At 37.6% G+C, this 13156-nt stretch carries 12 protein-coding genes; 5 read left to right on the forward strand and 7 right to left on the reverse strand.

Annotated features, from left to right (window positions below; translation table 11 throughout):
- Positions 1–265 precede the first annotated feature (265 nt).
- A complete protein-coding gene (locus tag BN6559_RS15170) occupies positions 266–1591 on the forward strand; it encodes a dicarboxylate/amino acid:cation symporter (protein WP_110955509.1) in 1326 nt (441 codons plus the stop codon).
- A gap of 24 nt (positions 1592–1615) precedes the next feature.
- On the opposite strand, the gene BN6559_RS15175 is transcribed toward BN6559_RS15170, so the two are convergent.
- The 3 genes from BN6559_RS15175 to BN6559_RS15185 form a co-directional block, all read right to left on the reverse strand.
- A complete protein-coding gene (locus BN6559_RS15175; protein ID WP_110955510.1) occupies positions 1616–2341 on the reverse strand; it encodes a zinc dependent phospholipase C family protein in 726 nt (241 codons plus the stop codon).
- Positions 2338–3435 (reverse strand): MGDG synthase family glycosyltransferase, encoded by a 1098-nt coding sequence (locus BN6559_RS15180; RefSeq protein WP_199884055.1) that lies wholly within the window; start codon positions 3433–3435, stop codon positions 2338–2340. The genes BN6559_RS15175 and BN6559_RS15180 overlap by 4 nt, the downstream gene beginning before the upstream one ends.
- Before the next feature lie 110 nt (positions 3436–3545).
- Positions 3546–3935 (reverse strand): PTS sugar transporter subunit IIA, encoded by a 390-nt coding sequence (locus tag BN6559_RS15185; protein ID WP_110955512.1) that lies wholly within the window; start codon positions 3933–3935, stop codon positions 3546–3548.
- A 246-nt stretch (positions 3936–4181) separates the two neighbouring features.
- Between BN6559_RS15185 and BN6559_RS15190 the strand changes: the two genes are divergently transcribed.
- Positions 4182–4943 carry a DeoR/GlpR family DNA-binding transcription regulator gene (locus BN6559_RS15190; RefSeq protein ID WP_110955513.1) on the forward strand — a complete coding sequence of 254 codons (762 nt, stop codon included), beginning with the start codon at positions 4182–4184 and terminating at the stop codon, positions 4941–4943.
- Between the two features lie 34 nt (positions 4944–4977).
- Here BN6559_RS15190 and BN6559_RS15195 read toward each other — a convergent pair whose 3' ends face one another.
- The 4 genes from BN6559_RS15195 to BN6559_RS15210 are packed head-to-tail and all read right to left on the reverse strand — an operon-like array spanning position 4978 to position 9131.
- Positions 4978–5184 (reverse strand): hypothetical protein, encoded by a 207-nt coding sequence (locus BN6559_RS15195; protein WP_110955514.1) that lies wholly within the window; start codon positions 5182–5184, stop codon positions 4978–4980.
- A gap of 21 nt (positions 5185–5205) precedes the next feature.
- Positions 5206–6381: a Ger(x)C family spore germination protein gene (locus BN6559_RS15200; RefSeq protein ID WP_110955515.1), complete on the reverse strand. Its 1176-nt coding sequence runs from the start codon at positions 6379–6381 to the stop codon at positions 5206–5208.
- A complete protein-coding gene (locus BN6559_RS15205; RefSeq protein ID WP_110955516.1) occupies positions 6354–7457 on the reverse strand; it encodes a GerAB/ArcD/ProY family transporter in 1104 nt (367 codons plus the stop codon). The genes BN6559_RS15200 and BN6559_RS15205 overlap by 28 nt, the downstream gene beginning before the upstream one ends.
- A 48-nt stretch (positions 7458–7505) precedes the next feature.
- The gene (locus tag BN6559_RS15210) at positions 7506–9131 is read right to left on the reverse strand and encodes a spore germination protein (protein ID WP_110955517.1); all 1626 of its coding nucleotides are present in this window, start codon (positions 9129–9131) and stop codon (positions 7506–7508) included.
- 258 nt (positions 9132–9389) lie between these two features.
- Between BN6559_RS15210 and BN6559_RS15215 the strand changes: the two genes are divergently transcribed.
- From BN6559_RS15215 to BN6559_RS15225, 3 genes are all read left to right on the forward strand, one after another.
- A complete protein-coding gene (locus BN6559_RS15215; protein WP_110955518.1) occupies positions 9390–10343 on the forward strand; it encodes an AEC family transporter in 954 nt (317 codons plus the stop codon).
- Between the two features lie 276 nt (positions 10344–10619).
- Positions 10620–11804: a phosphopentomutase gene (gene deoB, locus BN6559_RS15220; protein ID WP_110955519.1), complete on the forward strand. Its 1185-nt coding sequence runs from the start codon at positions 10620–10622 to the stop codon at positions 11802–11804.
- An 18-nt stretch (positions 11805–11822) separates the two neighbouring features.
- Complete coding sequence (locus BN6559_RS15225) at positions 11823–13124, forward strand: pyrimidine-nucleoside phosphorylase (RefSeq protein WP_110955520.1); 1302 nt, start codon at positions 11823–11825, stop codon at positions 13122–13124.
- Positions 13125–13156 lie beyond the last annotated feature (32 nt).

Raw genomic sequence — 13156 nt, forward strand, 5'->3', positions numbered from 1 at the left:
CATCATCATCATTTATATTTATTATAGAAAAAATTTAAAAAACAAATATTTGCTTATTAATCACGGGATATATAAATAAATGCTTTAAAATTAAATAAATTAGTCTATTTTTATTTTAAAAAATACTGTATAATTTTATATGTATACATTATTTTTCGGAGTATTATGTTTGAAAGTAATAATAATGATGTTAGAATAGAATAGGCATCGCAACAAAGATGTATTTATTCGAAAATGGATCACAAAATTAAAGTAGGTGTAAATATTGAAAAAAGAGCTTTTTAAATCACTACATTTCCAAGTTTTTGCTTCTATTATTCTGGGTATTTTAGCAGGCTATTGGTTTCCTGCATTCGGCGAGAGCATGAAACCGTTTGGCGATGCTTTTATCAAATTAATAAAAATGATTATAGGACCAATTATTTTCTGTACAATTGTTTGTGGTATTGCAGGTATGGGAGATATGAAAAAGGTCGGCAGAGTCGGTGGAAAGGCATTACTTTATTTCGAAGTAGTTACGACATTTGCTTTCTTATTTGGGTTGATCTTAGTAAATTGGTTACAGCCGGGAGCGGGGATGAATATTGATGTCAATAGTCTGGATCCGGCAGCTGTTGCAATGTATACAAATGGAGCGCAGCAGAGTCATCATGGAGTAGATTTTTTCATGAATATTATTCCAAACACAGTAATTGATGCCTTTGCAAAAGGTGAAATACTACAAATTTTATTATTTTCTGTAATGTTCGGGTGGGCATTGTCCAAGTTTGGAGCGAAAGGTCAAAGACTTTTAGATCTTATTGGCGACGTATCACACGTTTTATTTAAATTAGTTGATATTATTATGAAATTGGCACCACTGGGTACGTTTGGCGCCATGGCATTTACGGTTGGTAAATATGGTATTGGATCTCTGGAATCCTTATTAAAACTATTAGGTACCTTTTATTTTACTTGTTTTATTTTTATCGTTTGTGTTATCTGGCCGATTGCAAAATGGGCAGGTATTCGTTTTAAGAAATATATTGCTTATTTTAAAGAAGAGTTATTGGTTGTATTTGGCACAGCTTCTTCAGAAAGCGTTTTGCCGCGTATGATGGAAAAACTCGAAAAAGCCGGTTGTTCTAAATCTATTGTGGGACTTGTCATTCCAACTGGGTATTCTTTTAATCTTGATGGTACTTCCATTTACTTGACAATGGCAGCCATTTTTTTGGCGCAAGCGACAAATACGGATCTTACACTGATTCAGCAGCTTACGATTGTAGCTGTTTTGCTCTTGACTTCAAAAGGTGCTTCAGGCGTTACCGGAAGTGGTTTTATCATTTTAGCAGCAACGTTAGCAACGATGCCGATGATACCAGTAGGTGCTCTTGCCCTAATTTTTGGAGTCGACCGTTTTATGACACAGGGTCGGGCATTAACGAATCTCATTGGGAATGGCATTGCCGCAATTGTAATGGCCAAATGGGAAAATGAACTTGATATGGAAACGTTAGAACGTGTGATGTACAATCCGGAAGATGCAGAGGCTGCAGAAGATGCAGCGGATCTAGAGAATGTCCAAGATTCGCACGAGTCTACAATATAAACCATGAATGAAAGGAGTGCTGCATTAAAAATGCGGCACTCCTTTCATTTTCGTCTCTATAAACCATTCAAATAATTGAGCAGAGCTTATACAAGCCAATGGAAGTAAAGTCTCAGCTGCGTAACGGTATTGTTTTTCAGAGGAGGATTCTTCAACTTGGGACATGAAGTCGCGCGCGATCATTGCATCGCTGTACAATAGGTCAATTGGAGATTTAATTGGTTTCATTGAAGGTGTATAAAGTGAGAATTCTTCAAGATGGTTCTCAACCCAACGTTCAAATTTTTTATGCCCATGAAATAAATAACCACAGACATGATGGGGTACTGACATATCTTGCAAGAGATGTGCAGCTGCACCTAGAAAGAAAAAGCTATTGTTTAAATCTTGTTTTTTTGCTAGCCGGCATGCCTTTGTAAGATAAACAGAGAAATCGTATACCCCAGGCGAAAAGTGCCACAACCCTTTTTTAGTAACAGGGTTGAAAAAATGATTGATATTCTTGAATTGCAAATCTGCCCAGACAACACCTTCTTGCAGGGCTGGTAGATGATTCGTCAGCATATCAATGTGCTCTGTATGACGACCCTGTTGATTAAGGATCGAAAGTGCCTGCAAATTGCAAAATTTATGTGTCTGACAAATAAGTTTAGGGTTTTGGGGGACATCTAAAAGGTATTGCAAAGGGGCGGAGAAAGTACCAAGTATAGAAAGACCGAGATTTAAATAACGTGCAGAGGTGATTGTCATAAGGCCATCCTCCGCTCTGGCTCTAAGCTATTTGTTAGGTGGCTGCATATCGCAGTCGTTGCTTGTGAATTCGGGAGTTTAAACATTTTTTCCGAAAGCGCGGCCCGTTTTGCAGGAGAATTGATCAGTTGTGTGATGTGCGCGAACAATTGATGTTTATTATGTGCCCAATACGCCAATTTTTGCGTTTCTAAGAATTTGGCATTTTCTTCTTCAATGCCTGGAATTGGTGAAAATAATAGCAAGGGTGTAGCTGTTGCGAGTGCTTCTGTTATCGTGAGTCCTCCCGGTTTTGTAATAAGCAAATCGGTGTCTTTCATATAAAAAGCAATTTGATCAGTATATCCATACACGTGAAAGTTTTTTTTGTCGGCGGCAAACTTTTCTAATTGTTTCTGCCGTTCATGATCTTTTCCCGTAATAAAGGTAATTTCGATATGCGGTGGTAAGCTCTGTAGTACTTGAAGGAGGTCTGACATACTACTAGCTGTTTGACCGCTTGTCATAACCAAAATTTTATTTAAATTATGTTGCCTAGAAGCAGAAGGCGTGAAATTTGAACCAATAGGAATTCCACTTGGGATTACGGAGTGAATAGGCGGCCTATTATGCTTGATTTGAGAAACTAAAGAGGGATGCGCAACAAAATACTGGTCAACATTCGCAACGTCCCAGACAGGATGTATGGTATAGTCTGTTACAATGCCGACCAGTTTAAAAGGTGCATGATATTTTTGTTTGTAGGCTGCCGCCGCGGCTAAAGGGAAAAAATGTGTACAAATTACCATAGCGGGATGCTCTTGCTCTACCAATCTGGCAATGATTCGCCGATTCATTTTTGCAAGGAGGTTGTGAATATTATCAAATGATTCTGTTTCACTGATTTTGCAAATTTGACGGAAAAAGGCAGGCTTATAGTCAAGTAATTTTTGATATGCTTTGCTTAAAAAATAGTTGATATGATAAGGTTCAATTTGCAGAAAATCGATTACCTTTACTGTATATCCGAGAGAATGCAGCGCTTGATTCATGTTGAAAGCTGCCTGATTATGACCGTTGCCAATCGAAACAGTTAAAATCAATATGGTATGCATTCTAAACACCTCGCACTTAATCATTCGTGTATTTGTCTCCATTATAGCTTAGGAAAAAAAGTGAAGGATTAAGGCCAGATTATTTTTTTGTTAAGTTTTAAACAGCATATTTATATGCTGGGAGCGTAAACGATAACGCCGTTTTTTTCAGAGTCAGCGTAAAATGATTTGATACTTTGTATATCCCAATTATCCTTCATCCCGTAGAGTTTAAATACCATAGGTAAATTCATTCCGCATATTAAAGCGGTGTTATGCAAGCGGTTTAGTTTATTGAGTAAAATTGCAACTTCATTAAAAGCAGTACTGCCGTAGATATCGCAGAGAATTAAGAGATTTTCTGTATATGTTTCCAAGTACTGCTCGATCATGCCTATGTATTGTTGTTTATTTGCATCTGTTAGCATGATATAATCAATATCAGGATTAGAATAGAATCTTTTCATGGAATTATAAATTTCTTCGGCCAGATTTCCATTGGATACAGTTAATAAGTTCATGACATTCACTCCTAACTAAATTCTGAATTAAAAATCAGCGGGCTGAATTTGTTTAAGAAAAATCGATTTCATGTCTGTATAATACTCGGTTAAGAGATGAAAAGTCAATGAATTTTGTTAAAATTATGTTAAAAATCTAGCAATATAACATTTAAATGTTATATTGTCTAACTAAAAACTATTAAATTAACAAAAATATAACAAAAATAAATGTTATATTATAAATAATTTTTGAGGTATATAAGAATGAAAACATTAAAGCGGAGGAATGAGATTTTAGATTATTTAAAAAAAAATAACTCCGTAAATATAACGGAGTTAGCAGAAATTTTAAATGTGTCTTCTATGACTGTTCGTCGCGATTTGAATCTATTTGCGGAACAAGGAATTGTTACACTAGTTCACGGTGGAGCAGTGCTGAATCATGGGGCAACACTGATCCACAATATGGCGTTTAGAGAGGAAAAATTACGCAAAGAGAAAAATTATATTGCGAATTTTTGCGCGAACTTGATTCATGAAGGATCTGCTATTTTTATTGATTGCGGGTCAACGACAAAAGAAATTGCGGAAGCTATTTTACAAAAGAAAAATATTGTCGTTATGACAAATTCTTTGCCGGCTGCGAATATACTCAGCGCAGCAAAAAACATTAAGTTGATCATGCTGCCAGGCATATTTCGTGAAAAACCTCAAGGTTTTTTTGGGCAAATGACAAGTGCCTTTATCAGTAATTTTAGAATCGATATATTGTTTCTTGGCGCGGATGGTTTAGATATACTTCGAGGTGCTACTAGCCCCGATATCATGGACGGTGAAACTAAGCGATCTTTAGTCAAACAGGCGAGAAGGGTTGTCCTCGTGATTGACCACACCAAATTAGGGTATGGATCCTTTATGACAGTCGCTTCTTTACAAGAGATTGATACAATTGTTACGGATAAAGAAGCGGATATCGAAATGATTGAAGAAATAAAAAAACAAGGGGTAGAAGTTTTTCTCGTTTGAATAATAGATGGATCATTTTTGGTAGATACGTTTATTAGTACATAAGTTTAATTAAATATTCGATGCCTTTATTCGGATTGGGTACATTCACATCGAGTACATAGAGTAAGTTGAGTGTGAATCCGATGAAAAATAATACGAGGAAAGCAATTAGCTCACCGCGTTGTTTTTTCTTCAATAAGGGGGGAAGTTCGACTAACCCGATAAAAATGAAAGCACAGATTAATAGAAATAGTTTCATTTTTATGTGCACGCCCTTTCGTTATTCTGCCGTTTTTTCTGTTCGTGTAGTCATACCGATATTGCGAAGTTTTGCCTTAATTTCTACGTCGATCTCTAATTTTTGAAATTCTTCTGGCCAGCGAGTTTTTAGCTCTTTCCATTCTTTTGGGTACTCGCGATGAATTTCTTCACCAAATTTAAAAACATCCGCCCCTAATTCTTTTTGCGCTTTATCAATCGCAGCGTCGATTTCTTCTCGTATAACGATTGCTTGTTTGGCCTCTATTTCTTTAAAGATTTCGGGCGTAGTTAAGCGCAAATCTGTCCATTGTTCGGAAATATTACCCATTTCAGTAATTTTAACATGCATAACGTATTTCTCGTTGATGTGCTTTGCTTCAACATTACTTGAAGCTTTTATGATCTCTAGTCCGACAGGTTTAGTTTCATCGCCGGGGGAGCCAACGATTAAAGAACCGCTTTTTACTTGACCTAGGATCCAAAGTAAACCGCGGGTTTCTTTTTTATCCAGCCAACCGATCAGCTTGTCTTCATTGAAAACTGCAGTACCTTCAAGTCTTAATTTTTTCTTAACTTTTTCATCCTTTTTTTCTTCTATAACCCGAATCCCCGGAATAAAAGGCGCACTGGTTTTATTGGAAAGTGTTTTTAAAACATCGTGCGTCGTTATTTTTGCGATTTGAGATGTAGCCACAGTTGCTTTTGCTAAGCTTTCAATTGCTTTTGCAGGAAGTTTTTCTTGGGGGTGCTCTGCTTCTAATACCTCTTTTGCTTTACCATGTGCGATAAATATATAGCGTGTGCGCCTATCTTCTTGGTCTCGGTCGAATAGATCTAGCAGTGGAGCAAAGCCCATTTTTGCCGCTTCCTCGCCGATGACGATAATTTTCATTTGTCCTAAGTAAAGTTTTCGATCTGATTCTGTCGTTGCAGAGCGTAGTGCTTCTTGCATTGTTCTCCCGGTAGTTGAAAGAGTAAAAATCGCTTTTTCATTCGATTCTTCCCCCGTTTTTGATTTCATTGCACCCGGCTTAAGAATTTGAACTGTAATATTTATCTGATCATCTTCTGTTTTATCAATACCGATGCCCTGCACAATACTTAGATTGCCCAGCTCACGGCGATTCCAGCAGCCACTTAGGAGGAGACAGAGTATTACGAGTAAGATTATGTGAATGATTTTTTGTCTGGACATGATGTCTTTTCTCCTTTTTTACGAATAATAGATAGTAGTAAAAGAAGAGCTGGAATAAGTAAGATAGCAAACAGGCTGTACCAAATGAAAATTTTGTAATTCAAAAATTCAAATTGTTGAACTACATTTGGGGCGATAAAAATAGCTAAAGCAACGATGATTGTACCTAATGGTAATACCACAGGTTTATAATCTTTTAACTGGAATAGCTGGCCTATACTCAAGGCAGCTAAATAATAGAGCATAGAAACTTGTACTACGATCCCGCATAACCATACGGCTAAATGAACGACTTCGATATGTTCTAAAAAATCACCGATGCTTACTAACTTAATTGCTTCATAGAAGGGAAACAGATGTATTTTGGCATCCGCCGCACCAAAAATTGCCAGAATGGATATGGAAATGAGCAAAACATTCAGATCAATTAAAAGATAAGTGAAAAAAATTGTAGATTTAACTTTTCGAAAGTCATTTAAAAATGGCAAAAGCATTGCTATAGCCAAAATTTCTACAGAGCGGCTTGCCACAGCAACTCCGCCATAAAAGATCGGTAAAAGTCCGTCCTCCATAAATGGTAACAATGCTTTGAAATCCATAAATTTGAGCATGAATACAGTGATGACAATAACAGCAAGGATTGTAACCGGTACAAAAATTTCTGTTAAACGGACAATGACTTCAATGCCCTTTTTCACTGCATACGCACAGACAAGCATAAAAGAAATGAGAAAAAATGTGATGGGGGTTTCGGGCATGATCACAATGACTAAAAAGTAACAAAATTCAACCATAAGCACAGCTGTTAAATGAATAAAAAAGCATACATAAATAAAGCCTATGATTTTGCCGAATTTTCCAGCAATAATTGAACTGTATTGAATAATTGTTTTGTTGGGAAATCTTCTCCATAAAAAGTAAACTGGAGCAGTTAATGCTAACTGAATAGGCAAAGCAATCAAGATAGACATCCATAAATCTTGATTTTCCGGTGGCGCACTTAATAATGGGAAATATGTTAAATTTACGATTTCTCTAAAAATGAATATGAGTAAAAGCAATTGCCTTGCACTGATTTTGCCATCCTCTAGCGTAGAAAGCCCCCCTTTTCTTTTGTATGTATTCTAGTTTTCGTTATTCGGTGGATGCGGAATTTGATCATGCTTTTGTCTTTGCAGATTTTCGCCGTCTAAGCTGTTGGGTCTTGAAATCATGGTCCACCAAGGCACTCTAATAAAAACATCTTTCATTCCGGATAGATTGAAAGGGGCGATCGGTGACATATACGGTACGCCGAAAGACCGCAGAGAACATTGGTGAATCAGTGCGAAGACAAACCCCATGATAACACCATAAAGTCCGGCAAATCCCGATAAAATTAAAAGACCAAGTCTGGCGAGAACATTGACATCTCCCAAAGATGGAACAACAAACGAGGCAATTGCAGTGAGGGCTACGATAACAACCATCGGCGCGCCAATAAGTCCAGCAGAGACCGCGGCTTCACCGATAACGAGCGCACCAACAATGCTAATCGCTTGTCCGATCGGTCTAGGAAGTCGTACACCGGCTTCTTTTAAAATTTCATAGATAATTTGCATTAAGATGGCTTCAATAACTGATGGAAATGGTGTGCCTTCTTGTGCCGCCGCAATGCTTAATAATAAAGGCGGCGGCAATATTTCTTGATGAAAAGTCGTAATGGCAACGTAAAGCGCTGGCAAAAAAGTTGAGATATAAAACGCTAACCAACGCATTGGTCGGATAAAATTTGTATAATATGGACGAAGATAATAATCTTCACTTGATTGGAATGCTTCAACGAAAAGATAAGGAACAGTAAGAACAAATGGAGTACCATCGACTAAAATAGCGATTCGCCCTTCGAGTAACTTTCCGCTGACGACATCGGGCTTTTCACTGTTGCCAACTGTCGGAAAAGGAGAATACGGTGCATCTTCAATAAAGGCCTCAATATAACCCGATTCTAGGATAGAATCAATTTCTATTCTGGATAATCTTCTTTTTACTTCTTGAACAATTTTTTCGTTCGCAATTCCTTTAATATACATGACGCAAATTTCTGTTTTTGTTTGCGTTCCAATATCGATAGACTCTGTTTTTAGATTCGGTGTTTTAATATATCGACGCAATAGTGCAGTATTGTTGCGCAAGGTTTCAATAAAACCTTGACGCGGTCCTCTAACAACGGCTTCGGTGTCAGGTTCTTCGACGTTTCTTGATTCCCAACCTCGAATAGAGGCAATGATTGCTACCTCCGACCCGTCGATGAACAACATGGTATCACCAGATAATACTGCATCAACGGCTTCATTTAGATAGTTTGTTTTCTTTATAGAAGTGACCGGTAAGATGGAGGTTTCTATGACTGGCAAGGCATTACTCTTATGGATGGGAAGACGGGATAAAAGTAAAGCTTTTATTAGATTTTCATTTACAAGTCTTGTTTCAACTAATCCATCGATCATGACAACAAAAACATCTAATTCTTGTTTTGTGCCAGCTTTGAATTCTCGGATGATGATATCACTGCAATCTTTAAAGATATCTTTTATCGCGAGTAAATTGACAGATAAATCTTTTGCAATGGTTGAAGTATTAGGAACTGGATCGTCATCCGATAGATTATAAAATTCGGTGCCTTCTTTTTTATGTATGGGTCTAAGCTTTCGCTTCTTTTGCGAAGGTTTTAAGCTATAGAATAGTTTGCCGAAGAAATTTTTCCACATAAATTTTCCTGCCAATCAGTTAAACTTTATATCTACCATTAAGATGATAGTACCTTAGCTAGATGTTAGTTTATCCAAACCAGTAAAATTTAAACGTTAAATAAGACATATTTTCCATTTGATATTGAAAAATATGTAATTTTTCATAAAGTTAAAAATAGTGTAGAATAACAAGAGAACCAATTTAAGATATTTTAACGACACATTAAAGTTTATGGTGAATAGGATGTTGTATTATTTCGAAGGAGTGAGAGCAATTTGCGAATTTTATATGTACTCACAGATTTAATATTGCCATTGCTTGTAGGATATTATTTGCAGAAGGGAAACTGGATGCGTGATGAATTGTGCAATAAGTTGATTTCTTTTAATATAGTTGTTATTTGTACGATTTTATCTATTTTGAGTTTCTGGGTATTACCACTTAATTTTGAACTAGTTTGGCTTCCGTTTTTTGGTATTATTCTTTGTGTAATCCCAGGCGTTATAGGGTATTTTTTCGGTGGGAGACAATATGAGAATCCATTAGAACGAGGCAGCTATTTATCTTCGGCGATTCTTTCAAACATTGGTACATTAGGAGGGCTGTGTGCGTTCATTTTGTATGGCGAAATCGGTTTTGCCTATGCACAGATGGTGGGGATTTTTCAAAATCTCGTATTGGTTTTATTCTGCTTTCCCTTGGCACAATATTTTTATCAAGGTCATGAAAGTTCAGCGAAAAAAAAGAAGATAAAATTTAGTTTAAGGCAGATGTTTTTGAGTTGGAACCAGTTGCCGGTAGCAGGGATGATCGTTGGGATGTTTTTATCCATATATGAGGTTCCACGCCCGATTGCTTTGTCAATGTTTTTTGATAGCTTGATTCATATTGGTGCATGGCTTGCATTACTTCCAGTTGGTTTTTTGATCGATTTTAAGCAGGCGAAAAAATATTATCTTTCCATTTGGAAACTGCTCCCCATTAAGTTTATTGCTACACCCTTTATTACCTATTTTATGATTCGATTTTTGTTCACCGATCAAGTTTTAATAGGGACCATTATGGTGCTGGCAGTGACGCCTACGGCAATTAATGCAGTTGTTACAGCAAAACTTTTCAAACTCAATGTTGATTTATCGATTGCTGCCTTTATTTTGACAACGGCTATTTATTTACTATTTGTATTTCCCGGGTTATTTCTTTACATTAAAACAGGCAATTTGTTTTGAATAAACTTTAAATAAACCAAAAACCAAGAAATTGCAGTTAAAGACGTCATTTGATTGCCGCATTACCAAAACGCATTGAAAAACCGTTCTGAACATCAGGACGGTTTTTCGCATAATTCTTAAATGGCATGTAATGTAAAGGTCGCGTAGAATGAATTCTAGGAGCTAGTGGTATATTAACCATAATAAAATGGAGATTTATCTTAAATGTATTTATGCTTCTAACTTATTTTTCTAGTATAATAAAATTAAAAAACGGTTGGAGGTATCAAGGAGATGAAAAATATGTCATTTAAACGAGTGCATATCATTGTGTTAGATTCATTAGGGATTGGCGAAGCTCCGGATGCAGGGAAGTTTGATGATATTGGTGCGGATACGTTTGGGCATATTGCAGAAGTTTGCAACCCATTAAAGATTCCGAATTTGACGAGGCTGGGGATTGGGAATATTCGTACGTTGAAGGGCGTTCCTCCCGTTGAAAAACCTTTGGCTTATTACGGGAAAGCAAAAGAGATTTCTAATGGTAAAGATACGATGACAGGACATTGGGAGTTGATGGGGCTTTATATTGAAAAGCCATTTCGTGTTTTTCCAGAAGGATTCCCGGCAGAATTGATTGAACGTATAGAGCAAAAATCAGGACGCAAGGTAATTGGCAACAAAGTGGCCAGTGGAACAGCGATTATCGATGAACTTGGGGCAAAGCATATGGAAACAGGCGCGATTATTGTCTATACATCTGCTGATTCAGTATTGCAGATTGCCGCGCATGAAGAAGTTGTACCACTTGAGGAACTTTATGAAATTTGTAAATATTGCAGGGAAATAACCTTGGATGAACCTTATAAAGTAGGGAGAATTATTGCCCGTCCATTTTTGGGCAAGCAAGGAAGTTTTACACGTACGGCCAATCGTCATGACTATGCACTCAAACCGTTGGGACCAACTGTGTTAAATGCGTTGAAAGATGCAAAGTTTGATGTGATCTCAATTGGAAAGATTGCAGATATTTATGATGGTGAGGGAATTACGCGATCAATTCGCACGACATCTAATCAAGATGGTATGGCAAAGTTTATTGATTTATTAGATGAATCCTTTTCAGGGCTGAGTTTTATGAATTTAGTAGATTTTGACGCAAAATATGGACATCGGCGTGATCCTGAAGGCTACGGCCGAGCAATCGAAGAATTTGATGCAGAATTATCGAAAGTGCTTGATAAATTAACGGAAGAGGATGTACTGTTGATCACGGCTGATCATGGAAATGATCCGACTTACAAAGGTACAGATCATACGCGTGAGTATATTCCACTGCTTGTGTATTCACCCCGTTTTAAAGAGTCTGGAAATTTAGATACCAGAAATACCTTCGCTGATATTGGTGCAACAGTTGCCGCTAATTTTGCAGTGAAAATGCCAGCCTACGGTACGAGTTTTCTAAAAAACCTGAATTGATTGGAGGGTGAATCCTATATGAGAATGGTAGATTTAATTGAGAAAAAGCGCGATGGAAAAGAGCTTGCAACAGCAGAAATTGATTTTATGATTGAGGGATATACCAAAGATCAAATTCCGGATTATCAAGTAAGTGCGATGGCCATGGCGATTTTCTTTCAAGACATGACGGAAAAAGAATGTGCTGATTTAACGATGGCAATGGTGCGATCGGGAGATTCCGTTGATTTATCGGCTGTTGAAGGGATCAAGGTAGATAAACACTCTACAGGTGGTGTAGGCGATACGACCACGTTGGTATTAGCACCGCTTGTGGCGGCACTTGGTGTTCCGGTTGCTAAAATGTCGGGCCGTGGTTTGGGCCATACGGGAGGAACGATTGACAAGCTGGAATCTATCGCCGGATTTCATACAGAAATAACAAAGTCCGCGTTCATTGAATTGGTAAATCGCAATAAAATTGCGGTTATTGGACAAAGCGGTAATTTGACACCGGCGGATAAGAAGCTGTACGCGCTGCGTGATGTTACAGGCACGGTGAATTCGATCCCTTTAATTGCAAGTTCCATCATGAGCAAGAAAATTGCCGCAGGTGCTGATGCAATTGTCTTGGATGTAAAAACAGGCGCCGGTGCATTTATGAAAACAGAAGAAGATGCAAAAAAATTGGCAGAGGCTATGGTGCAGATCGGCAATCGTATTGGTCGGAAAACGATTGCGGTAATTTCTGATATGAGTCAGCCACTGGGCTTTGCTATTGGAAATGCCTTGGAAGTAAAAGAAGCGATTGATACCTTGCAAGGGAAAGGGCCTAAAGATTTAGAAGAGCTTTGTTTAACGCTGGGCAGTCAAATGGTGTATTTAGCACAAAAGGCATCGTCTGTAGAAATGGCTAGAGACATGTTGCAAGAGGCAATGAAAAATGGTAAAGCTTTGGCAAAATTTAAAGAATTTGTGGAAAATCAAGGTGGGGATCCAGACGTCATAAGTCATCCGGAAAAACTGCCCCAAGCCGCGTTTCAGTTTGATATTCAGGCAAAAGAAGATGGTGTGGTATCAGAGATCATTGCGGATGCTGTTGGCACGGCAGCTATGATGCTTGGTGCCGGACGCGTGACAAAGGATTCAGAAATTGATTTGTCGGTGGGAGTAATATTGCATAAAAAGATCGGCGATCAGGTACAAAAAGGAGAAGCGCTGGCTACAATTCATGCAAACCGAGAAAATGTCGAAGATGTCATTGAAAAAATTTATCAGAGCATACGAATAGATTGCAAAGCCAATGTGCCAAAGTTGATTCATGAGATTGTGGATAGGTAATATGATTGAAATTAAAAGACACAAAAATCTTT

This window comes from Massilibacillus massiliensis (assembly GCF_900086705.1).
GTDB lineage: Bacteria > Bacillota > Negativicutes > FLKF01 > FLKF01 > Massilibacillus > Massilibacillus massiliensis.